22 protein-coding genes are annotated in these 23,056 nt (G+C 58.1%); 10 read left to right on the top strand and 12 right to left on the bottom strand.

The window, feature by feature from the left end:
* Nucleotides 1-150 precede the first annotated feature (150 nt).
* A complete protein-coding gene (locus BMZ67_RS11125) occupies nucleotides 151-1,776 on the top strand; it encodes a GGDEF domain-containing protein (RefSeq protein ID WP_175481903.1) in 1,626 nt (541 codons plus the stop codon).
* A gap of 275 nt (nucleotides 1,777-2,051) precedes the next feature.
* On the opposite strand, the gene BMZ67_RS11120 is transcribed toward BMZ67_RS11125, so the two are convergent.
* Nucleotides 2,052-2,855 (bottom strand): helix-turn-helix domain-containing protein, encoded by an 804-nt coding sequence (locus BMZ67_RS11120; protein ID WP_139214365.1) that lies wholly within the window; start codon nucleotides 2,853-2,855, stop codon nucleotides 2,052-2,054.
* Between the two features lie 275 nt (nucleotides 2,856-3,130).
* On the opposite strand from BMZ67_RS11120, the gene BMZ67_RS11115 reads away from it, so the two are divergent.
* Together BMZ67_RS11115 and BMZ67_RS11110 are read left to right on the top strand one after the other, a co-directional pair.
* A complete protein-coding gene (locus BMZ67_RS11115; protein WP_092022591.1) occupies nucleotides 3,131-4,093 on the top strand; it encodes an esterase/lipase family protein in 963 nt (320 codons plus the stop codon).
* Between the two features lie 56 nt (nucleotides 4,094-4,149).
* A complete protein-coding gene (locus tag BMZ67_RS11110) occupies nucleotides 4,150-5,181 on the top strand; it encodes a lipase secretion chaperone (RefSeq protein WP_092022589.1) in 1,032 nt (343 codons plus the stop codon).
* Between the two features lie 26 nt (nucleotides 5,182-5,207).
* Here BMZ67_RS11110 and BMZ67_RS11105 read toward each other — a convergent pair whose 3' ends face one another.
* Complete coding sequence (locus tag BMZ67_RS11105) at nucleotides 5,208-6,242, bottom strand: hypothetical protein (protein ID WP_092022587.1); 1,035 nt, start codon at nucleotides 6,240-6,242, stop codon at nucleotides 5,208-5,210.
* Nucleotides 6,243-6,347: 105 nt separating this feature from the next.
* The gene (locus BMZ67_RS11100; RefSeq protein WP_092022585.1) at nucleotides 6,348-7,130 is read right to left on the bottom strand and encodes an SGNH/GDSL hydrolase family protein; all 783 of its coding nucleotides are present in this window, start codon (nucleotides 7,128-7,130) and stop codon (nucleotides 6,348-6,350) included.
* 234 nt (nucleotides 7,131-7,364) lie between these two features.
* On the opposite strand from BMZ67_RS11100, the gene BMZ67_RS18605 reads away from it, so the two are divergent.
* Complete coding sequence (locus BMZ67_RS18605) at nucleotides 7,365-9,452, top strand: tellurite resistance TerB family protein (RefSeq protein ID WP_092022583.1); 2,088 nt, start codon at nucleotides 7,365-7,367, stop codon at nucleotides 9,450-9,452.
* 10 nt (nucleotides 9,453-9,462) lie between these two features.
* Here the strand turns inward: BMZ67_RS18605 and BMZ67_RS11090 are convergent, their stop codons facing one another.
* Complete coding sequence (locus tag BMZ67_RS11090) at nucleotides 9,463-10,011, bottom strand: DUF1415 domain-containing protein (RefSeq protein WP_092022581.1); 549 nt, start codon at nucleotides 10,009-10,011, stop codon at nucleotides 9,463-9,465.
* Between the two features lie 115 nt (nucleotides 10,012-10,126).
* Complete coding sequence (locus tag BMZ67_RS11085; protein ID WP_092022579.1) at nucleotides 10,127-10,909, bottom strand: crotonase/enoyl-CoA hydratase family protein; 783 nt, start codon at nucleotides 10,907-10,909, stop codon at nucleotides 10,127-10,129.
* A 180-nt stretch (nucleotides 10,910-11,089) separates the two neighbouring features.
* Between BMZ67_RS11085 and BMZ67_RS11080 the strand changes: the two genes are divergently transcribed.
* Nucleotides 11,090-13,072 (top strand): Clp1/GlmU family protein, encoded by a 1,983-nt coding sequence (locus tag BMZ67_RS11080; protein WP_092022577.1) that lies wholly within the window; start codon nucleotides 11,090-11,092, stop codon nucleotides 13,070-13,072.
* On the opposite strand, the gene lpoB is transcribed toward BMZ67_RS11080, so the two are convergent.
* The 3 genes from lpoB to BMZ67_RS11065 are packed head-to-tail and all read right to left on the bottom strand — an operon-like array spanning nucleotide 13,073 to nucleotide 15,629.
* Nucleotides 13,073-13,672 (bottom strand): penicillin-binding protein activator LpoB, encoded by a 600-nt coding sequence (gene lpoB, locus BMZ67_RS11075; RefSeq protein ID WP_092022575.1) that lies wholly within the window; start codon nucleotides 13,670-13,672, stop codon nucleotides 13,073-13,075.
* A 12-nt stretch (nucleotides 13,673-13,684) separates the two neighbouring features.
* Nucleotides 13,685-14,083, bottom strand: coding sequence for a YcfL family putative periplasmic lipoprotein (locus BMZ67_RS11070; RefSeq protein ID WP_092022573.1), 399 nt, complete (start codon nucleotides 14,081-14,083; stop codon nucleotides 13,685-13,687).
* Nucleotides 14,084-14,102: 19 nt separating this feature from the next.
* Nucleotides 14,103-15,629 (bottom strand): COG3014 family protein, encoded by a 1,527-nt coding sequence (locus tag BMZ67_RS11065; RefSeq protein WP_245749954.1) that lies wholly within the window; start codon nucleotides 15,627-15,629, stop codon nucleotides 14,103-14,105.
* Between the two features lie 208 nt (nucleotides 15,630-15,837).
* On the opposite strand from BMZ67_RS11065, the gene BMZ67_RS11060 reads away from it, so the two are divergent.
* The 3 genes from BMZ67_RS11060 to BMZ67_RS11050 all read left to right on the top strand — a co-directional run bounded on the left by BMZ67_RS11060 (nucleotide 15,838) and on the right by BMZ67_RS11050 (nucleotide 17,421).
* Nucleotides 15,838-16,116 carry a peptidylprolyl isomerase gene (locus tag BMZ67_RS11060; protein WP_091811588.1) on the top strand — a complete coding sequence of 93 codons (279 nt, stop codon included), beginning with the start codon at nucleotides 15,838-15,840 and terminating at the stop codon, nucleotides 16,114-16,116.
* 78 nt (nucleotides 16,117-16,194) lie between these two features.
* Nucleotides 16,195-16,896, top strand: a complete 702-nt coding sequence (locus BMZ67_RS11055) for a pseudouridine synthase (RefSeq protein ID WP_092022571.1) — start codon at nucleotides 16,195-16,197, stop codon at nucleotides 16,894-16,896.
* Between the two features lie 114 nt (nucleotides 16,897-17,010).
* Entirely contained in the window at nucleotides 17,011-17,421 is a 411-nt protein-coding gene (locus BMZ67_RS11050) for a DUF4399 domain-containing protein (RefSeq protein WP_245749968.1), read from the top strand.
* 45 nt (nucleotides 17,422-17,466) lie between these two features.
* On the opposite strand, the gene BMZ67_RS11045 is transcribed toward BMZ67_RS11050, so the two are convergent.
* Entirely contained in the window at nucleotides 17,467-18,168 is a 702-nt protein-coding gene (locus BMZ67_RS11045; RefSeq protein ID WP_092022567.1) for a PspA/IM30 family protein, read from the bottom strand.
* A 5-nt stretch (nucleotides 18,169-18,173) separates the two neighbouring features.
* On the bottom strand, nucleotides 18,174-18,443 hold the full coding sequence (locus BMZ67_RS11040) for a YiaA/YiaB family inner membrane protein (protein WP_092022565.1): 270 nt from the start codon (nucleotides 18,441-18,443) through the stop codon (nucleotides 18,174-18,176).
* Between the two features lie 183 nt (nucleotides 18,444-18,626).
* Between BMZ67_RS11040 and BMZ67_RS11035 the strand changes: the two genes are divergently transcribed.
* Entirely contained in the window at nucleotides 18,627-19,400 is a 774-nt protein-coding gene (locus tag BMZ67_RS11035; RefSeq protein WP_092022562.1) for a helix-turn-helix domain-containing protein, read from the top strand.
* Here BMZ67_RS11035 and BMZ67_RS11030 read toward each other — a convergent pair.
* Together BMZ67_RS11030 and BMZ67_RS11025 are read right to left on the bottom strand one after the other, a co-directional pair.
* On the bottom strand, nucleotides 19,397-20,137 hold the full coding sequence (locus tag BMZ67_RS11030) for a translation initiation factor eIF-2B alpha/beta/delta subunit family protein (RefSeq protein WP_092022560.1): 741 nt from the start codon (nucleotides 20,135-20,137) through the stop codon (nucleotides 19,397-19,399). The genes BMZ67_RS11035 and BMZ67_RS11030 overlap by 4 nt on opposite strands.
* Nucleotides 20,138-20,199: 62 nt before the next feature.
* Nucleotides 20,200-20,598, bottom strand: a complete 399-nt coding sequence (locus BMZ67_RS11025; protein ID WP_092022559.1) for a globin — start codon at nucleotides 20,596-20,598, stop codon at nucleotides 20,200-20,202.
* A 287-nt stretch (nucleotides 20,599-20,885) separates the two neighbouring features.
* Between BMZ67_RS11025 and BMZ67_RS11020 the strand changes: the two genes are divergently transcribed.
* Nucleotides 20,886-22,904: an alkaline phosphatase family protein gene (locus BMZ67_RS11020; protein ID WP_092022557.1), complete on the top strand. Its 2,019-nt coding sequence runs from the start codon at nucleotides 20,886-20,888 to the stop codon at nucleotides 22,902-22,904.
* Nucleotides 22,905-23,056: the final 152 nt, after the last annotated feature.

Raw genomic sequence — 23,056 nt, 5'->3', positions numbered from 1 at the left:
GCCGGGCGCGCTCACAAACCTGGCAAACCGTCAGGCAATTTTCTGGGCCTTGCCGCAATTGTCACAGCCAGCGAGCTGCGACCTGCTATCCTGAAAGAGCTCCCCCAGCCAATGAAGGCCCAGGGGCACAGTCCAGAATCAGTAGGCGCAATGGTAGAACGTTCCCCCACGCCCCATTATCAGTTGAAGATCTTCGGACTGGTCGTCGGACTGGTGACCCTCGCCCTGACGGCCACCGCATTTACCATTTTCATTATCCAAACCCAGTCGGCCGTTGGCGCGTATATCAGCGGGCAATCCGCCTGGAGCCGCGGACAGCTGACCGCTGTCTATAACCTGGACCGCTATGCCCGTACCGGTTCGCAAGACTATCTGGAAGCCTTTCACCAATCGATTGCCGTACCACTGGCAGACCTTGAGGCCCGAAAGGGAATGGAGCGGGAAACTCTCGACATGGTTCGCGTCCGAGAGCGACTTATCGAGGGTCTGAATCACCCTGACGACATTCCCAGCATGATCTGGCTGTTCCGGAACTTTGCCGATTACAGCCACTTCAAGCTCGCGGCAGACGCCTGGCGTGCCTCCGATGCAGGGCTGACAGAGCTTCTGCAGGTTGCCCGTCAGTTGGAAGAAGAGTGGGCAAAGTCGCCTATCGACGCCATAACCATTGAGAAGCTCCAGCGGCGGACAGAGCAGTTGAATTACGAGCTGGATGCGGAAACCGAGCTTGTCCGGCAAACCATCGGCGACGCCGGGCGCTTCACCAAAAAGCTGCTAACCTGGGCTGGCATCGCTTTCATCACACTGGTCTCGCTCGGCACCTGGCTGATGGGCCTGAGACTGCTTCGCTTACTGAGACGATCCGAGCACCGGTTTCGTGCAATTTTTGAACAGTCCTCCATCGGCATTCTGCAACTGAACGCCACCGGGGAATTCCTTGATGCCAACCCGGCCAGCTGCAAAATCCTGGAGTACCCCCAGCGGACCATAAAGACTCTGAGTTTTCAGGATATTATCCACCCGGAGGATCGTCCGGGGCTGTACCTTAACCCCGATGGCTCAGAGGCCAACCTGCCGAGTCAGCAAAACCTGGAAAAACGGATCATCAAGGGCAATGGCGAAACCATCTGGGCGCGAATCACCGCCTCCCTCGTCAGCGGCGGTCAGCATCACCATTCCTACTATATCCTGATGCTGGAGGACATTTCCGAAGCCTACCGGTTGTCACGGGAGCTCAACCACCAGGCCACGCACGACGTGTTGACGGATCTCCTCAACCGACGGGCCTTTGAGCACCGTCTCGCCAGCGTGTTGGGGCGCGCCCGAACGGACCGAACCAGCCATGCGCTGGGGTTTGTCGACCTTGACCGCTTCAAGGCCGTCAATGACACCTCCGGCCACGCTGCCGGCGACCAGTTGTTACGCCAGGTATCCGAGGTCATTCGCAGCTGCATCCGCGATGGCGACGTTCTGGCAAGGCTCGGCGGTGACGAATTCGGGCTGATCCTGGAAAACTGCGACCTCGACACCGCAGCGAAGATCTTTGAAAAATTACGAGGTGCTATCGAGCAGTTGGTTTTTTCCTGGAACGACCGCCAGCACACTATTGGCTGCTGCATTGGCGTTGTGCCAATAGAAGCTGGAGCCCCTGACATCAGTACCCTGATGCGCGCCGCAGACCAGGCCTGCTACAGCGCAAAGCGTCAGGGTCGTAACCGGGTGTATCTGGGACCGGTCTCCTCGACTCGTGACCTGAATCCCAACTCGCTCGAATAGCCCTCACACTAGTGTCCCGTCTGGCTAATTCCTTAACCTACTGCTTGCCTCTGAGGACACTGACCAAGGCGCCAGTCTTGCAGGTGTGGTGGTTCCACATCAAGGACTGGCAACACAGGCTCAGAGTCCTCAGAGGCAAGCCCTTTGGGAGTTTCTGAAAAGCCGAATGGCGTCGTTCTGCTGTCTCGATTTGGAACCACCAAATCTTCACCAGCACGCCTAGCTCTTCGGCTTTTCAGAAGCTCAGTAGGTTAAGGAATTAGCCAGACGGGACACTAGCCCTGTCGTTTGGCGATGATGATGCGGACCTGGTCGGGTGCAGCAAAAATATCAGACGGCCGAACCCCGAGAATCGTCCGAAAGGTGTGGGAGAAATGGGCCGAATCGGTAAATCCCGCGCCAATCGCGGCATCGGTCAGCGACTGCCCTCCGGCAATATTCTCAGCTGTTACATAGAGGCGGTGCCATTGGCGATAGCGGCGAATGGGTACACCCACCTGCTCACGGAACAGCTGAACCAGGCGCGGCACCGACAGGTTGACCGCTCCCGCCAGAACGTCCACCGACAGGTTTTCCTGTACCGAGTTGCGGATCAGGGTAACGGCTGCATCAACCCTGGAATCGCGCTCGGCGTAGTGAGTACGGTAAGGATTGATCATCGCTTCCAGACGCTGGTAGGCCTCCGAGGACGACAACGGTCGCTGCTGAAGCTCAAGGAAAAGCGCCTGGAACGCCTCTTCCCTGGGCAACTCACAATACGTCCCGTTCGCCTGCGCCACCATTTGCCCGGCCAGTAGCGAATAATCCTGCCCCAGCGCATCAAGGTAACAGGTGGCGATGCCAGCGCCATCAGCCCCTGGCGCCAGGGCAACCCGGCTGCCAGGCGCCAGCAACAAACTGACAGAGGCTTTCGGAGCGGGCATGCCAACAGTCTGGTACTGCAACGCTCCCCCCAGGCTGACCGCCAGCAGCGCCGCCGCTGGCTCAAGCTCCACGGGCTGGTCAATCAGGGCAATATGGAGCGTACGCCGTTCCCAAAGGTAAAGAAGATGTTGTGGTCTCAGTGGTTGAGCGTCCAAGGCAGGGTACCTATTGTCGTTATTTGCTGCTCTGTCGCCTGGACGATTCTAGGGTGATCCCACGGCCATTACTTGTCCAAACAGACCAATTCGTGACCGGCCCCGCGTTTTGGTCGTTGGTAATCGCAGTTCATCAAATCTTACAAGCTGACCCCTGAACAGCCTGATTTAGTAAGCACCATGAAAGCCGGGCCCGCAGTACCGGCCGGATTGACCAAACCACAAAAACAAACGCAGTACCCCTTACAAATAACAACAACAGGCAAGGAACAATCATGAAAAAACTGTATATGGCAGTACTCTGCTCGATGGGCTTGTGCGCGTCGATACCGGCCCAGGCCGGTTGGCTCAGTTCGCTGTTTGACTGGAACGAAGCCCGCACCAAACACCCCATTGTCCTCGTTCCCGGTATTTTTGCTTTTGACAGCATTGCCGGTGTGGATTACTGGTACCGCATTCCCGCCGCCCTTGAGGCGGAAGGTGCCACCGTCTTTGTACCTGAGATCAATGCATTCGAAAGTTCAGTGATGCGAGGGGAAAGCCTGATCGCACAGCTGGAGGAAATTCGTGCTGCGTCCGGGGGCAAGATCACCAGGTTCAACCTGATCGGTCACAGTCAGGGTGGCATGACATCTCGCTATGTCATGAATGCACGCCCTGACCTGGTCGCCTCTGTGACCACTGCTCACACCCCCCACCAAGGCTCTCCGCTGGCGGACATTGTTACCCAGGTAGCCCCGGAAGATACCCTTCAGGGCGTCACCTTTGAGCTGTTGGCCAATGCCGTAGGCGACCTCGTCAACCTGCTCTCTGGCTACAACGGTGATCAGTCCAACATCTACGCCATGCTGGGTGAGTTCAACCAGCCGGGCGCCGCCGCCTTCAACCAGCAGTTTCCTGCCGGTCTCCCGGCCACCGCCTGCGGTGAGGGGGCCAGCCAGGTACGTCTCAATGGACAGGATATTCGCCTGTACTCCTGGAGCGGAACCGCCACCATCACATCGGTCGTAGACCCCTCTGACGCGATGTTTGCGATCACCGGGCTGGCATTTACTGAGGCCAACGATGGTGTCACTGGCCGGTGTTCCAGCCACTTCGGTGACGTGATCAAAGACAACTACACCATGAACCACATTGACGTGAACAACCACGTTCTGGGGCTGGTGTCGTTGTTTGAAACCTCTCCGGAAACCCTTTTCCGTAACCACGCCAACCGTCTCAAGCGGGCAGGTCTCTGACCATAGGCAGGGCCATCCACAGATGGCCCTGCGTTCTCTCTGCGGGTATCACAGCCATGAAACGCTCCACACTGCTCTCGGTGACCGCGCTCCTGACCGTCACCGTTGCGACCGCGATCGCCTTGTTTACACTCTCGCCTGCACCGGACCCGAAAACGGCTACGGGGGTTCCGCGTGAGGCAACAAGCGCCCCAGCTGGTGTCTTGGACGCCGGGCAAATTCTTACCGCGGCCCGGGCCATCAGCGACGCTTTACCGCCCTTACCGGACCACCTGACGGACGCTATGCCGGACATCACCTTTCAGACCGATGCCAATGGCGACCTGATTCCAACTCTGGCAACCCGAAATATCTTTGACTTCTTCCTGTCCGCGCTCGAAGACGAGCCGCTGGAGCAGGTGCTGGCCAGGCTTGAAAGGACGCTATCCAGCCACCTTGAGGAGCCAGCCCTGACCCAGGCCAGGGACCTGCTTGAGCGTTACCTCAGTTACCGAATCGAGCTTGATGCGCTGGCCAAACAGGCCCAGCCGGTGATGACCTCCTCTGGCTTTGACGTGGTTGCCCTTCAGCAACGCCAGGAAACCCTGGAAGGGCTGCGTCAGGGGCGCTTTTCCGGCACGGAAGCTGAGGCTTTCTTCGGCCTGGAGGAAACACAGGATCGCCATATGCTGGAGTACCTGCGCATCAGTCAGGACAGTAGCCTCAGTGACAACGAGCGCAACCGGGCCTTAGCCAGTCTGGAGCAGCAATTGCCGCAGGCGCTCAGGGAAGTCCGTCAACGGGTGACCCGTAACGGTGAAGTTTATCGGCAGGTCAACCAGATGCGTGCAGCGGGTGCCTCCGACGCCGAGGTGTTCCAGGCACGAACCCATGTACTTGGTGCTGAGGCCGCCACGCGCCTGGCAGAACTGGACCAGCAGAGGGCCCAGTGGCAACAGCGGTTGGATGACTTTCTTCAGGCCAGAAACCGGATCAGGCAGTCCGGCATGAGTGTCAGCGACCAGCAAGCAGCCATCGACGACCTGATTGCCAGCCGCTTTACCGGTGCCGAAGTGGTCAGGGCCAGGGCGCTGTCTGCTGAACTGTAAGGGCCGCCATTGCCCGGCGTCCGCCCTCAGTTACGGCCAAAATACCTTGGCCGCTGGTAGCGGAAGAAGCCATCAGCCTCTTCCTGGGCAATGGTGACGGCCTCGTGGGCGAAGTAGTGCTCACGCAGATCGACCAGAGCGGTCACCAACTCATCACCAGCCAGTGTACTGCTCAGCGCCGAGCGATCCGCCATATACGCCAAGCCATTATCCCAACGCTGATTCCGGCGCTGATCCCGCTCTGCTAGGCGGGCCACTTGTTCAGCGGAATAGCCCAGATTTGTACGAACCCGATTGATTTCCTGTTGCCGTCGCTCGGCAGGCAGGTCCCGCAGCTTCGCTTGTACCGATTCGAACCCAAAGAAGACATTCGCCACGACACCGCTATCCATCGCCACACTTCGCCAGTTACCGCCATAACTCTCTTCAATGGCCGACTGTAGCTGGAAGAGTGTTTCGTCGAGGGAGTACTGTCTTGCCTGATCAAGGGTGGCCATGACCTGCTGCACGGCCTGTTGCCGCCGGGCCCATTCGGCTTTTTCTTCCGCCCAGATCAGGTCGGCTACGGGGCCAAACAACTCCAGACGTTTGCGCCATGTCACACCTTCCCGCTCAAGCGGCGCCATGTCCCGCAACAGCAGGTCGTTATTCACCAGCCATTGTTCGTACACCTGTAATTTGGCCAGCAGGGTGAGAATCTCCTGTGCATAGGTTGGAAACGCCAGCCACAACGCACGCAGGAAGATGGTTTCGCCCTGATCCGGGTAAGTGTTGATAAGGTCCCGTTTCAGTTCGGCAAATTGCGCCTGAACAACGGGATCATGGATGGTTTCGCCAAACCGCTCCAGCCAGTCGATCGCCAGGGCGTTAATCACCGGCGCCTCGCCGTCAGGAATAAGCTGGGGTGACGGCTCAGAGCCGGCCGTCCTGGGTTGGTCCGTGGTGCTGGAAGCCGTCTCTGGCGCAGCCTGCAAGTGACCTGCGCTATCCTTCAACAACCAGCCTGCTGTGGAAACCGCCGCCACCAGTGCCGCCACAGAGAGCTTTTTTGCCAATGTCATATCGATCACTTAGTTGGGTAGAGTGTTAAGTAGAGTATTGAGTAGTGTTGAGTGGTCAGGGGTGATCGGAACGGGCCGGGCGTCAGACGCCCGACCCTCAGACAACTACAGCAGCGGCTGAAGTTTCGGCCAGATCAGACTGGCCAGTTTGCGTGAACCGGTGGTGGTGGGGTGAATGCCATCAGCGATGATATCGCTGTCATTGATGGCGGAACGGGGGTCGACGAACTGACAGTTAACCGCAGAATAACGGCAAGCCTGGGCCAGTCTGTAGTCACCGTAATCCACAGCCTCCTCCATGCTATCCAGCAGGAACAAGCCATTCTTGGTGTAGTAGTACCCCAGGTAGATCACATTATCGACGCCGTCAGCGTGCATATCATTCAGCAAGTTAACCCCATCAACATAGATGTCGTTGATCAGGTTCTTACAGCTGCTGCTGAGTTGGCCAAACTCATACCACTGGGTTTTACAGTCGTAAGGATCAAACATGATGGCAGGAATCAGGATATCGTTGCCGCCCCCATCCATCACAATGGTGTCAATTGCAGGGTTGTCTGAACGGGCAATCTGGTACTGGTCCACGATTGAGGTAGCAACCGCGCCACCTGCCAGCTCAGCACCGGACAAGGTATATCTGCGGAAGGTCTGGCCGGCATCCTGCTCCAGGAAGTCCTGCAGTTCACCGGAAAGAGCAAAAATCGAATCACCAATGGTGACCACCTGGTCGTTATCGGCATCCGAGACCCTGGGGTTGCTAAGCAGCCCTCCGGCACCACCACAACCGGTCAGACCAGCCGCCAGCACCAGCGCAAACAGGAGTTTGAACACAGAGGAAACACTACGAACAGGCAAAGCCTGCTTAGGGATTGAGGTCATTTTTTTCATCGTCGTTCCTTTCTTTATTGTTTGATTTTTATGCAAGAACTACACGATCCATTTAACCAAAGGGGTCTGCCGGGAAATGATAACTGGTTAGCATTTAATCAATCGAAATAAATCATCACGTTTATATAGGAGAGGAAAACCAGCGTGATCCTTCAGCCCTGCGCCCGCAGAGCAAGTGGCGGCTGATAGCTTAGGGAACTATGCTTTGAGGAAAGCAGCGGGGAGGGCCTCTTAATGGACCTCTTTTCGTCTTCCGAAGCTCTTGAGATGGCAATCGGGGCAATGTTCATTGCGTTCCATGCCTACGGTCGCTACAACACACCGGCTTCCAACCGAAGCACGACCACTCGCCCAAGGTTCCTGGCCTGCTTCTGCCTGTATGCAGCGACCCTGGTCGTCAGCTACTGGCTGGTTACCGTGATGGCCTGGATTTCCCCGGAAATTGTTATCAAGGTGTTTTCCCTCCAGCAGTCACAGCCCGCGGATGGCACCAGTGACGTTACCGTCAGCGAGTTGATTCAGAGCCCCATCACAACCGCGCTGATCTTTACCGCTCTCCTACCCAACTTCCCTGTGCTCAAAAGTGCAGACCGCCACCTGCTCAGGCTGTTCTGGGATCTGGCCGAGATACCGGGGCATGCAGTGAAGCTCGCACACCGGATGTACCGTGCACCCTACTACATCCACCCCGCCAAGACTGACAGCATTGAGTGGGAGGCCAAGACTTACGACATCGAATTGCCGGAGCGCTTTCTCAAGGACCGGGGGGCCCCCGCCTACGCATGGGCTAGACTGTGCTCCCTGCTGATGGATGTACGCCAGTGGCACGACGCCCAAGACACCCGCTACCAGCGCTTTTTCAAAAGCTGCGAGACTGAAATCGAAGAGCTATTGATGGGCTACGCCACCTACAGCTCTCGCATCTCGGCGTACTATCGCCGGCTCGACACCACCTCAGCCAAAGTGTCAGATCTCCAGAAAGAGATGGCGGAAACCCTGATGATTGATGGGCGTGACCTGTTCATGAAGATCTGCCGTTTGACGGCCCATGCCGTTCTGGGTGTAGAGGGCAGTCGCAATGCCCGTTACCGGGCCATTGAAAGCCTCGGTTTTGAACCTGCCCGCTACGACTCCGATGCCTTGAGTGCGGTGCAGCTTTTCCAGCTGTCGTCCCTGATCCTGCTGCTGTTTGCCAGCATCTCTACCATTCGTTACCTGCCCTCAGGCGACCTCTCCCCAGCACTGATTGGCGAAATCGTTTTCTTTGCACTGCTGATGTCGGCCAACTACGGATTGTCTGCATTTGCCGGCATCTACCCCAAGAGCCGCTGGCAGTTTGCCGACATTGAAGCCACCCGGCACCGCCCATGGCTGGGTTATGCCTGTTCTGGCGCGGTTGCGGTATTGGCAAGCCTGTTCATCATTTCCGCACTGCGGCTGACCCGCTATACCTTCGAGGGTATTGGTCACGACCAGAGCTTTGACAAACTGCTGATCGCGCTGTCCTGGTCATACCCTTACCTGTTCAGTTCCTTTGCCATCGCGTTTGGCGTCGCGTGGCTGTGCGACCTGGGTAACCCGTTACGTCGGCGGCGGCGCCTACAGGACGCCTTTATGATGGGAACAATCCTTCTGGTGGCGGCTTACATCTCCCATGCCGCCATGCATGGGCTGTACCCGTTTACCGGCACCAAGCTACCCGCCCTTCAGGACAAAAGTATGGCCAGCCTGGCGCTGTCCCTGCTGCAGGGCGCACTGTCCGGCGCCATCATCGGCGCGCTGATTCCCCAGTGGTACCGCCAGAACCGCTACCGATCGCCGCTTCAACGGGTTCTTCGGTTCATCGAGCGCAATGGCCACCAGCTCAAGGTTGAAGCGGGCAAGCTGGATCGGGGGGTGCTGCGCCAGGCGTTAACAACCAGCGCGGCCGCCGTCGCCCTGGCAGACGGTGTTCTGGATGAGCCGGAGCGGGAAATTTTCCGTAACTGTCTGATCAAGCTGTCAGAGAAAGGCGTGCTGGACTTTGGCGTTGATGATGGCATTAACGGTATGGCCGCGACGATCCAGCGCTGGCGCAATGAGAACTTCGAGTCGTCGGAACAGGTTCCGCTACCGGAACTTCAGCCCTTGAGGAACCGGACCATCATCGCTGAACTGATGATCCAGACCGCCTCCGCCATCGCCCATGCCGACGGCGTATTCAGGGAAGCGGAACAACAGGTGCTACGGCGTATTATCGGCACGCTGAATCTGGACATGGAAACGGAAATGGAAGCCTGTGGCGCGGTTCAATGCGACGACTTCCTGCTGAAAAACGTCTAGCGGCGGCCTGTTATTCCTCCGGCAGGCACCGGCTTAACAGGGCGCGCATGTGTTCAAGCCCCAACGCCCTCACCTTGTTCACGTTTACCTCGGGAATGCTCTCAGTGTCGGGGTAGCTGTCGATGACCTCTGCCAGCTGATCCTCCCGGAGCAGGTGCAGCATCGGGTAGGGCGACCGGTTGGTGTAGTTCTCCACATCTTCCGGCTCGGTACCGCCAAACTGGTAATCCGGGTGGAAACTGGCAATCTGGTAGGTACCTTCGTAGCCCAGGTGGGCCAGCAAGCCATCGGCGTCCCCCAGGAACTCATTGTACTGGTAGAAATCCTGCAGTACGGCTGGGTGAATCAGCAACGTGGTTGCCACGCTGTCGTCCGTATCCAGACCCCGAAGCTCATCGTGCAGCGCCATCAGCAGGGCGTCTTCGGTGCGTGCTTCGGTCACCACAAAGCGAATCCGTTCCTTGACCAACTCCCGCTTGGCAAAGGGGCACAGGTTCAGGTCAATCACAACGGATTCCAACCATTGTCTGGTGGCTTCAATGTAGGGCTGGGGATTCAAGGGCAATGTCCTGCTGGTCGAGGGGAAACGGCTCAGACCCACAGTCTACACCAGTTCCCCCGGCCACACTTAATATCGCGCCTTATGCGCCCTCCGCGGGCAGGCTCATTCATGGTCAATCTTTGAAAGAACCGTGTCGGCCTGCGCCTCCGGCAAAGCGATCGGCCCCTGCGATAGCCTCGGCCAAAACCACTGGGAAACCGCCCGCTCCCTCGTTGTGTAAGGCACCGGGGAGATCAAGGCCCCACTGCTGATAGGCAGACAGGCGATCTGCCCGCAGACATTGCTGGGGAAACGCCGCCAGGTCCCGGGCAAGGCGAATAGCCTCGGTGCGGGCTTGGCCATCGGCCACCAGCCGGTTAGCCAACCCGATGTTCAGAGCTTCTTCGGCGTGGACGGCCCGCCCGGTGAGGATCATGTCCATCGCCCGGCTCTGACCAATGATGCGGGGCAGGCGCACCGTGCCGCCATCAATCAACGGCACCCCCCAACGGCGGCAGAATACCCCGAATACTGCGGACTGTTCCGCCACCCTCAGGTCGCACCACAACGCCAGCTCCAGACCGCCAGCAACCGCATAGCCAGAGACCGCTGCTATCACCGGTTTTGACAACAGCAGGCGAGTCGGTCCCATTGGCCCTGGGCCGGTGCCTTCTGACTCCACCTCGTTTCGGCGATCAGGGTCCGCAATCGCTTCCAGGTCAGCCCCGGCACAGAAGTGCCCGCCAGCCCCTGCCAATACCGCCACCTTTGCGTTGCTATCGGCATCAAACGCCTCGAAGGCCGCTCTCAGTGCATCAGCCGTGGGTCTGTCTACGGCGTTCCGCTTTGTCGGGCGGTTGATGGTAACGATACAGACAGGGCCGTCGCTTTCGACGGTTACAACGGGGTTTGTCATGGCACTCTCCTGTGTTCTTGTTGTTGTAGGTTTATCGGACCACTTGCTTCCCGACCATAGTGGCGCATAGTGGTATATGGTGCATCCCAATCCCAACAATCACCTCTGCAACTGGGAAGTTGGCCACCAGACCGGATAGCACCGATACCGTACCACGGCAAGGTAACCTATGGGGGCTCCATGACCACCGCTTCCGGACGCTCACCGGCACAACTGGTCGACGACCTGTTCGCGCAGGATCGACGGGCGATACTGCTTGGGCAGAGTGGCTCCGGTAAAACCACCCTGGCCACCGCCTTGATGGCAGAACTCCAGGCCCGTGGACGAACCGCGGTTTGTCTTAACTGTGATCCCGGACTGCCGGCGTTCGGGCCACCGGGTGCCCTGTCAGTCGCCCGGTTTGACGCACAGGGCTGGACGGTCCTGGCAACGGCGCCCCTGTGTTCGCTGGATGCGGGCCGGTTCCGTCTGCCGCTGCTAATGGCAACCCGCTACCTGCTGCAAACACTGGACACATTACTCCCTAGCTGCGAATTTACCTTGCTGGTGGATACCCCAGGGCTATACCAGGGGGTCGCGGCCATGGAACTGCTGCCTGCGCTGGTCGATAGCATCGGTATTGATCTGGGATTGGTTCTGACTCCCGACAGCAACACCCCACGCCTGCCGACAGGGCTTCCACCGTTACAGATCCCGCTCGAACAAATACCCCGTGCACCGGAAGCCCACCCGTTGACCAAAGCGGAACGCTGGCAGAGCCGGAACCGGTTGTGGCAGAGCCACATGGCCAACGCCCACGACTACCAGGTACCCCGAGACCAGTTTGTGTTGGCTGGCACACCGCCTGCGCTCACGGAACCCGAAACGTGGCAGGGGCGTCAGATCGCGCTGTTTCATGACGAGCAACCACAAACCATGGGCGAGGTGGTGTCCGCCTCGCCACAGCAATTCCACCTGCGCGTGGCCAGTGTGCCCGCTTGCGCCAATCGCTTGCTGGTCCGGGACGCTGTCAACCGCAATGGACACTTACGCACGGTCCCCAAGCCAACGGGCAATGAGCTACCGGAGTTTCCGGACGATGCCCGGGCTATCGAAGTTCGAGCGGAACTCGGGGCCCTGACCAGCATCACGCAGGAACCACAGGTAGCAGTTCGCGTCGGCTCGGTGGTGGCCTCTCTGGTCAACGGCGTCATGGGAGACCCTCTGCTGCAGGTTCGCATGCTGCACCACCCTCGCAGCCTGCTGTTTGACGTCGGCGATACCGGTCGTATGCCCTTGCGGGCAGCCCATCAGGTCTCGGACCTGTTCCTGAGCCATGGTCATGCCGACCATATCGGAGGTTTCATCTGGCTGGTTCGCAGCCGGATTGGCCACTTCCCCCCTTGCCGAATCTTTGGCCCTCCAGGGGTTCTTGGCCTGATAAAAGGCATGGTGAACGGAATTCTTTGGGATCGGGTTGAGGATCGGGGGCCCTGCTTTGAGGTTCATGAATGGCACGGGGCCCGCCTGAAACGATGGCGGGTCACCGCAGGCAACCCAAGCACTGAACCGCTGCCGGACCAGCCGGTGGACGATGGCATCATTGTGCGGGAGCCGGGATTCGTGGTCAGGGCAGCCGAACTGGATCATGGCACGCCGGTGCTGGCATACGCCTACGAGCCGCAAAGCCAGTTGCGGGTGCGCAAGGACAAACTCGATGAACTTGGACTGGCGCCCGGCCCCTGGCTACAGAAGCTGAAACAGGCGTATTTCCGCTCACACTGGTCGGAAAGAATCGAGCTGGGAGACGGCCGCACACCAACCGTGGACGAACTGACCCGGGCTTTGCTGCTTGTTGAGCCCGGCGAAAAGCTGGCCTACGCGACCGATTTCGGCGACAGCGAAGAAAATGTCCGGCGATTGAGCGAACTGGCCCGCAACGCTCACACCCTGTTCTGTGAAGCGTCTTTCCTTTGCGCAGACCAGCCACAGGCCCAGCGAACCCACCACCTGACAACAGAAGCCTGTGCCCGGATCGCCAACCGGGCTCAGGTTCAGCAATTGGTGGCCTTTCACTTTTCCCACCGCTATGAAAAACGCCGTGAAGAGGTGTATCAGGAATTGCAGCAGTACACGCCCCGGGTGCTTATTCCCAAGGCGATGGCAGGCAATGGTTTGCCCTGATCACCAGGAAACGGTGTCGTCTGACCCACGCTTGATGATCGGCGTTTCGTTTTCCCAGATCGCAAATCCTTGCTGCAGGTCCGTCAGGGAGAGCTGGAAGTAATACTCAACCTGCTGCTCGTCCTCTACCCGATGGTTGCGCTGAATGATCTTGCCGGACAGGCTGAGATCCGGAGCTTGCAAGGTACCCGTCTGCTGGACTGAGGACTGATCGAACTCCTCGGATTCACGCAATTCCCGTGCGGCCATGTTCATTTCGTCCTCCGCCCCATCCAGACCTACGGCGGTGGTGGTCACCACCTTTCCAGACCGAAGCAGGGCCACCCGGATTTTCTTCACCAGCTGGTCGGTATCGATCCGCTGCATGGTGTCGTTGGTAATCCGGCTAACCACCATGACGTAGCGTTCACCACTGGGATTATCCACCGCACCGCTGGCCAGCAGGTCCTGAATGGCTGCGTCCGCAGCCCGCTCAAAATCCCGGTAGTCCATGGTCATAGTGACTGGGCCATCATCCGCCGCCGGGTCAACGTAGCGGGTCGGTGTGGCGCAGGCGGCCAGCAGAGTGGAACACAGGGTCAGGGTGAGAAGTTTTTTCATAGCCATGGATCCTTACCGGTCTTCCCGGAGATGCAGCTGGTAACTGGTGACCCGCTCATGGGGCGCGATCGCTGTGAAGAAGCGGGTTTGGCCCCGCAGCAAATGGGCTGAATGGTAGCCCTGTCCGACAGATGGAACCACCATGCCAGACGGGTCAAACCAGGTGACGGCCCACTCCAGGTCGGCGTCCTCATAGGCCTCTACCGAGAACTGGACCTGCAGCAAGGTGCCGCCGCCCGGTTGATCAATCCGGGCCTGCAATAGCTCATTGACGGCCAGGAACTGACGTACTTCCGGATCTACCTTGAGGTCATCCCGCTGGACATATTCCCGTTCCGGCTGCATGGGCGCACAAGCACTAAGCCCCCCGAGCAACGCCATCACCGCTACAATTGTGATTGATCTGAGCATCCGCTTCTCCCTGTTTACTTCATTGTTTCGCTGAGCCGGCACTGGCGGGTAACGTCAGGGTTTGTCCCGGATGCCGCCCTTGCAGGTCCATCACCATCACCGTCGCTGGCGCAGCGGCCGTGGGTCGTTTGACGTAGACCAGAGTAAAGGGCGACGGCGGCAACGCCAGTGTACCCAGTTCGCCCTGGTGGCTGTCTGTCAGAATCAGGTTGCCATCAGCTGGCCGCTCCACCCTTGCGATCTGCCAGTGATCGGGCAAAGCCTGCCACCCACGCAGGTCCGCCTGGGTGGTTGAAACAGTATAGAGGATCGCCCCAAACTGCCCGAGCGCTCCCATGGACTCGGCTACCTGGCTCTGGATCATCCCTTTCACCACGGCAGCCGACACGGCCCGTATCAGGACCCCGGGAAAACGGGCCTGCATCTCGGTCTGGATGACCTGTCCCATGGACACCAGGGGCTCAGTCGCCACTTGGTCCTGGTTTTCTCCGGTCACCCGCAGGTGGCCGGGAACCGCACTACGGTCACGGTACCGGGGCAAGGCAACCACCGCAACAATGATCTGGGACTCGCCATGACGTGAGATCAGCAAGGGAACCTCAAAGCGAATTTCTTCCAACACCGGCCCCAGCCCATTCTCATAAACCACCCACACCTGTGGCGGCAAATGCTGCCGTGATGTCTGGCCTGATGCCAGTGCCTCAGCCAGCGCGACATCCTCCGACAGTACCTCGTTGCCCGGTACCATCCCGGCCACCCGCTGCAGCGATGTCAGTGCCTTGGACGTATCCGCCCCGCCGGTACTGGCGGCAAGGAAAAACAGGCCATGCAGGTAGGTACTCGTCGGCACGATGTAGTCAGGAAACACCTGCCACCGGGAAGGGCTGCCATAATTATCTTCAAGCGCCGCTTTCAGGTCATGGCTACCAAGCGTCCGGTTGACCAGACCGGCACTCGCCGGGTCGCCCAGCAGCTGTTGTTGCCTGGCTTGAATTTCCTCAGAGAAATAATCGACAGCCCGCCGGGTTCGGTCATCCGCCCGGTTGAATTCAACCCGGGCATCCGCGCTATCCGCCATCGCCAGAAAACCCAGACCCTTGTAGGTGTTGAGCAGGATGGCCTCGGACATCAGTGCCCGATAATCCCGAGAAGAATCGTTGACCAGAATGGACGAGACACTGCCTAATGCCGACGCCATCGCGCCTTCGGTATCGAGATACTTCATGCCGGCCTCGGCCCAGTCAAAGGCTTCTACCGCCCCCTCGTAATCACCCGCAAGCCGCAACGCTTCGCCCTGATGCAGCAGTTCGAGAACATACTCTCCCGCGCCATCAGCACGATCCTTGTCCGTTTCCTGCCACTGTCCGGCGTCGAACTCCATCGCTTCCGCCGCGGCCAGGTAGTCTCCATCGCTATAAGCCGCGTTGAAGCGAGCCATCTGGTCTCGCTGGTTAAAGGAGGCACAGCCACTCGCCAACAACCCCAGAGCCAATACCATCAGCACCCCATTGCGGTTCTGATTGCCCTTGTTTGCGCGTCTATCCATCAAGTCCATTGAGTCCATGGTGCCCTATCCGGGCCGTTGATCTGATCAGATTAGAGCATCGTAACGTAATTGATCCGCCACCGGCATTCCCCAAATCAATTCGCCTAAACGCCAAACTGCTTGCCTTCAACCGTTCCGGCAGGCAGCATTTGGGCTTAACCGGGGCACAGCCCTTAGCCAACAACCGTTCAACTACAGGACTACAGCCATGACACAGGCAACTGCACGCCATATTCTGGTCGACAGCGAAGCAAAATGTGAAGAACTGAAAAAGGCCATCGAAGGCGGCCAGGACTTTGCTGAAGTCGCCCGCCAGCACTCCAGCTGCCCTTCCGGACGTAACGGTGGCGACCTGGGCTCCTTCGGGCCGGGTCAGATGGTGCCGGAGTTTGATAAGGCCGTATTCACTGGCGAAGTGGGTAAAGTTCTGGGTCCGGTCAAAACCCAGTTCGGCTACCACCTGCTGGAAGTGACCAGCCGTAGCTAATCGCTACCCGCTGGCGCATCAGGCCTTTGTGGCAATCACCCGATTATTGGTTGCAGTACGCAAAGGCCTGATCTCCCCATGAAACTGGAACGCTTCGTCAGTAAACATACAGAGTACAGTCATAAGGATGCCCGCCTGCTTGTGGCCAGCGGCCGGGTCACCGTTGACGGCCAGGTCTGCCGGGACCTGAAACGGGACATCTCCCAGTTTCAGACGGTCTATCTGGATACCCAACCACTGCAGGAACGCCAGGCCTACTACCTGATGCTGAATAAGCCACCTGGCTTTCTCAGTGCAACCAGTGATCCGACGCACCCAACGGTGATGGAATTGATGGCCCCGGAACTCCGCGCCCATCTACACATCGGAGGACGACTGGACCGCGCCAGCTCCGGCCTGCTGATTCTGACCAACGATGGTTTGTGGTCCCGCAAACTCACCGACCCGCAACGCAAGTCACCCAAAGTGTACAGGGTAACCACCGCCTATCCGGTTTGCCCGGATACCCCGGACCAATTTGCCCGGGGCATCGAGCTGCGGCCGGAAAACCTCATCACGTCGCCAGCCCAGCTGGAACTGCTCGCGCCCGACCAGGTGCGCCTGACCATTTATGAAGGTCGCTACCACCAGATCAAGCGTATGTTCGCCGCCGTCGGCAACCGTGTGGTCGGCCTGCATCGGGAACAGATGGGGCAGATTGCCCTGGATCACGCCCTGGCGCCCGGCGAAAGTCGTCCCCTGACCCAAAGCGAAATTGCCTCAGTCGCCATCCAGGGTTGATTCCCCCCCAAGCCCGGGAGTGGCATTAACACTTCGCGCCTATCTTTCCTATGCTTGAATTTGCCCTTCCAAAAACACGTTGCCGGAATGGTAAAGGAGCGAACGATGATACGAATGATCAAGATCCTTGGTATCACTACCCTGTTAACCCTGCCGCTGACGATCTCGGCGGCACCGCCACCTGAAGGCGCCAGCACCCGCATCATTTCCCCCGCCGACGGAGACACCGTATCCTCCCCAGTCACTGTCGTGTTTGGGCTGACGGGACTGGGCGTTGCACCGGCAGGCACCGACAAAGAAAACACCGGGCACCATCACCTGTTGGTTGATGTGGAAGAACTTCCACCTGCGGGCGAACCCATCCCGTCGGACGACCATCACCGTCATTTCGGCGGTGGCCAGACTGAAGCATCACTGGACCTTGCCCCGGGAGAACACACCCTCCAGCTGATCTTTGGTGACAAGAACCATACTCCGCACACACCTCCGGTCATGTCGGAGAAAATCACCATTACCGTCGAATAACAGGCCCAAGCCGGGGACTTCCCCGGCCTGGGCCCTTGATGAACTTCAGGACTGGGCAGCACCTGGCTCCTGCTTCAGCCGCTCAAGGACCGAGCGGGCATCCTGCTTGTCCGTCGCAATACCCGCCTGTTGAAGCTTGTCGTCCAGATCGCCACCACTGGCTTCCCGGTCCAGCTCCTGCAAAGCGTCGCTGACGTCGGCAACCCGGGTCTGACGTTCCTTTATTCGGGTCAGGGAGGTTTCCAGCTCTCCCATGTGGGCCTTTAACCCCACCGTCTGGCTGCCCAGCTGACGCATCACCTGGTTGGCGTTTTCATTGGCCTTGGCCAGGCTCATTTCCCGCTTGTAGTGCTGAAGCATCCTTGCTGCGTCCTGCAACTGGGTTCGCAGTGACTTTTCCTGTGTGGCTAGCCGCTCTCCGTGCTGACGCTGCTCCTGCAACAGGTTCTGATCTTCTGCAATACGCTCGGCCAACTCCAGCGCCAGGGCGTCCTGGCCTTTCTCCAGGGCTTGCCGGGCCTGGGATTCACGCAGGGCAATCGTGTTTTCCAGATGGTTACTGCTGCGCTCCAGCTGTTTGGACTCTGCCATCAGGTTGGCCAGTTCCCTTTTAGCCAGAACCATCGCATGCTCCGTTTCCCGCAGCTCCTGGGCAAGGATTCGCAAAGCGTTGGCATCAACCAGCCTTTCCACCGGTTCGTGGGCAGAAGCCCGAAACAACGTACCTACCTTTCTCCAGATCATCATAGCCTTTACTCCGTGTATTCTTTCAGCAGTTGATTGGCGCGAGCCTCAGACAGACGGTTATGGATACGCCGGCTTTCGTGTTCATCACGCATGGTCTTGGACAGCGTAATGGCCGTGCTGACCAGGAACAGGGCGCAGATCCCCATATAGCCCTTGACCAGAATGTCGATCGGGGCAAATACGATGCCGGTTCCGGTTGCCAGCAGGGCAAGGGCGAACGAAGCCTTCACAAAGAACAACCATCCCGCAGAGTTACTGTTGAATTCATTTTCCATAACCGTCTCCCACTGATTCCCATCGTTTTGTTGGCGCTCCCACTGGAGCCCGGAGCACCCCGTGCTCGCTTGCGACCAACTATGTATTTGCGAGGGTTCTACGGCCACCGAAACCCAAAAAGTTGCACAAGCATCAACGCCTGGTATTGAATACCAATACCTAGAACAAGGAACCCTCAGACAATGGCCCAGACAACTGCAATTGTGGACGCCCTGAAAAAGGCACTGAAAGAGCACGGCTTGACCTATCTGCAAGTCGCCGAAGCACTGGAGTTGTCAGAGGCCAGCGTAAAAAGGCTATTTGCCGAACGGCAGTTTTCGCTGAAACGGCTGGATCAGATTTGCGCGATGATGGGGCTTGAGATCAGCGACCTGTTGCGAGGCCTGGAGCCGGAGCCCCGTATCAATGAACTCGCCACCGAACAGGAGCGAGAGTTGGTTTCCGATGCGTCTTTGCTTCTGGTCGCGATCTGCGCGTTGAATCGTTGGACGTTCCAGCAGATGCTCAACCACTACACATTGACTGACGTGGAGGTGATCCAACGCCTTGCGCTGCTGGATCGAATGGGTCTGATCGATTTGTTGCCGGGAAACCGGATCAAGCCGCTGATCAGCCATGATTTTCATTGGCAGAAAAATGGGCCCATCCAGGAATTTTTTGAGTCGCAGGTTCAAAGCGACTTCTTCAAGTGCAGGTTCAACCGCCCCGGGGAGTTGCGGCTGTTCCTGAATGGCATGCTGTCACCACGGTCCAATGACGTAATGCAACAGAAACTCAAGCGCCTGGCCCTGGACTTCCGCCACTGTCACCAGGAAGACCTCTCTCTACCGCTGGACCAGCGATTTGGCATGAGTCTGATGATGGCCATCCGACCCTGGGAAGTGTCGGTTTTCCAGCAGTACCGTAAGCCCGAAGACACCAAGGTCTACCCGGGCCATACCAAACCCCTCCGCTAGCGCTGGATGCCCTGCTCTGTCACCAGGCGGGCACAGGCCCCGAAGGCGACAGCCTCAAACAATGACGAAGAGAAATGCAGCGTGCTCACCCGTTTGCGTGAGTCACCAACCACAAAAACCGGCTTTCCGAGACTCGACAGGGTGTCGGTAATGAGCCCGCTACCGACTTTGTTTACAAACCGGTCGGCGGTGAACTGGTCCACCCCCAGGATTGCCGCCTGGCAGTTGGCGGCAAACGCGGCGACTTGATCGTCGTCTATCAACTGCACTGGAACGCCCCCTTCCCGGAGCTGGCGCGCCTGAATCTCCCCCTCCGCCCCCGGCATCGACCGAGTTTGTACAACGTTCAGGTTCTCAAGCAACCGCAGCAACTCCCCTATGACCTGCTGCACCAGACCGCTGTGGCTATGGAGTAAAATCGGGGCCGAACTGAAATTCCAGGACTGCAGAAGGACGTGGGTAATCGGGAGGTGAACGTTCGCCCAGCGCTGCTGGTAGCGATCCAGCCCGGCAAAGAAATCGCCGTCAACAATGGGGTTCAGACTACCGATAAGATGATGGACCACAGCCATCGAAGTATCGACATTGCGAAGCCTGGACAGCGCCCAATGCACCCGTTGCCGATAATCGCCAGTGCCTTTCAGGGACAGGAAGGCGGCACAAATTTCTGCCGCCAGCCAGGAAGAACCGTGCTGTCGGTCAGCGACGATCTGTTCTATACGCTGTTCAAAGGCCATGCTCCCTCCCGCCGCCACTGCGTTTTATCGAAGGCAGCCTACAAAGAGCATGGCAAAAAAAGTTAGTAGGCGCCCCGGATCAGTTCGATACCGGGTCCAAGAACGTCACGCCAGCACATATCCAGTTCAGCGTCGTAATCCGGGTCGTGCTTCCTCACCGTTTTCATCAATGAGTCCAACCAAAGGCTGTACCACTCCGGTGGAATGTTATAGCCCCCACGGTTATGGGACTCGCCCAACGCCCTGAGCTTGCGATCCGACATACCCCGGGCATGCAAAACCAGCTGCATGATGCCGTTACGAAGCAAATGGCGCTGCTGCCCCATATCGGTCTTTACAAAGCGATCTTTGATGGCCTGGGAGCTGGACATGAAGTAATCGTAGAAGTCGACAAAAAACTCGTCGCTCTTACAGCAACGTCCATAACTCTGAAAGACAATATCAGCAGCCGTTCCGCCCATTTACCACTCCATGAATTAAATATGTAGGAAGCAAAACCAAAAAAAGAGGCCGAATTCTCCGGGTCAGGACGGTCTGGTTCAATCCGTATTTGCCATGATTCCACTAAGGTATAATTCGTTACCTAGTTTTATTGCCTTCAGCGATTTCCTATCCGCACCCAATTCCAACACTGACATAACTCTGACACTTCACTGTCACAGCCCAAGGCTAACCTTCTCCTCGTTGGTATATACCAATTTGCGCGCGCACCACCCTTAACCAAGTTGTTTTTTTAAGGAAACGAGAAATGACCTTGAAGGCAGGAAAACCCAATCGGCGAAATGTATACCTGGCCGCACTGACAACCGCCCTTATCTCCCTGGGCGGATGTGGTGGTGACAGCGATTCCTCCAGCGACACCAGCAAACCCGCAATCCCGGACGGCGATCTCACCACTCCTGATCCCACCCCGGAACCTGTTACCAAGGCCCTGGTCATCGGCATTGATGGCCTGATGTATGACTACATCGACCAAGTGGACAACCCGGAACTCAACGAGCCGGCAACCCCTAACTTTGGCCGACTGACACTCTCCAAAGCCTTTGCTGGTGGTCTGCTGAATACAGCAACTCACCAGGCTTCCTATTCCGGTCCCAGCTGGTCGAGCATACTGACCGGTACCTGGACCGACCGTCATGGCGTAACGAGCAACAACAGTGCTGCTGTTGCTGTAGACGGTATCTTCAGTCGCCTGGACCAGCAGGACCCGACCATTCAAACCGGCAGTTTTGCCGCCTGGACCCCGATCAACAGTGGTCACATGCTGAAGGAAATGGCATATGTCAGCCGCCGTGTAGACGGCGCCTCTCGGCCTGCAGACGAGTCCTTGGACGAGTTCATTGCCAACCAGCTGGTCAATGAACTGGAGTACGAAGCCAGCCCACTGCGTTTTATTTTCACTCAACTGGATGAAGTCGATGGCGCTGGTCACGGCTGCGGCTGGTGTGCCACTTACGAAAACAAGCTGGTTGAGACCGATGCTCACCTGGGACGGATCCTCGATGCCATTGATCATCGCGAACGCACCCTGAATGAAGAATGGCTGGTGATGGTCGTCTCTGACCATGGTCACCGCCCGGCTGGCGGTCATGGCGGCGACACCGTGGTCGAACGCACTTCGGTGATCGGCGTGAACAAGCCGGCCCTGTTCAACGAATTCTTCTCGACTCCAGCCGAGCCGCTGCCGCTTTCTGAAGATCCAGAGCAGAACACGCTGATGGGCTACCCTGGCATCACGGCCGTTGTACCAACAGTAATGACCTATCTCGGCTACCCGCCACAACTCGGGGACAACTTCGACAGCCCCTCGCTGGTTGGTGACCTGGGCGCCTATAAGCTCTACTCAACGGTCGAGCAGAGCCAGCCGGACCAGGCCAATATCAACCTGACCTGGCAGAACTCCGGGAATGCCAGCCTGCGGACAATCTATCGTGACGATACCCTGATCGCAGAACTCAGCCCGATGGACACTACTTATCAGGACGTATTGACCAAGGATATGCTGGGTGAAGGTACCCACAACCTCGACTACACCGTCGTCAGTGATGTGGGTTCACCGGTGTCCAGCCACGCTCGGGTTTCCCTCGCGGAGCCTGTGTCTATTACTGATCTGCTCGCTGAGCGGGAAAGCCTGATCAGTTTTGATAACACCACCGGTGCCTTCAGCTGGGTTCAGGCCGCAGCGTCCAGCCCCAGCTTTGTAGCTGGCCCATTCAACGGCGCCAATGCCGTCAACCTCCAGCGCTCCAATGGCTACCTCAGCCAGGCCAAGGACTTTACCGGGGTAAGCCAGTATTCCATTGGTTTCCGGTTGCGGGTCAACGGCAACATCAGCGGCGACCCCAACGTCATCTCCAACAAGAACTGGGCAAGCGGCTATAACAAAGGCTTCCTTGTGACCGTATCGGGCAGCAAGATGAAACTGAACGTAGGTGACGGCAGCTCCCGCGCCGACACCAGCTGGACAACCTTTGCCAAGGATGAGTGGGTGTTCGTGGTCGCGTCCATCGACCTGAACGCGAAGCGGGTCGCCCTCTACATTCAGGATTCCGTCAACGGCCTGCAGTCCAGCGTGGTCAGCAGTGGCAACGTCAACAGCATGGCATCCCCCTTACCGCTGAACATCGGCGAAGGTGGCGACGGCAGCTATAACACCAACAAGACCCTGAACTTCGACATGGCCGACCTTGTGACCTTCAACCGCGCATTGACCGAGGCGGAAGTGCGCGCCCTGGCCAACACAACCGCACCATTGGGTAGCCTGTAACTGCAGTAACGCCCATTCAACCCGCAGCAGTTCTTGCTGCGGGTTTCTCCTTCCCCACACCGTGGCACCAAATGACAAAAGACTGACACTCACCTGTCATGCCAAACGCTTAGTCTTCCGTTTCTGGTATACACCAAAATACACCCTTCCTA

Source organism: Marinobacter zhejiangensis, assembly GCF_900114775.1.
Taxonomy (GTDB): Bacteria; Pseudomonadota; Gammaproteobacteria; order Pseudomonadales; family Oleiphilaceae; genus Marinobacter; species Marinobacter zhejiangensis.
This window is presented reverse-complemented; position numbering and strand designations above follow the sequence as displayed.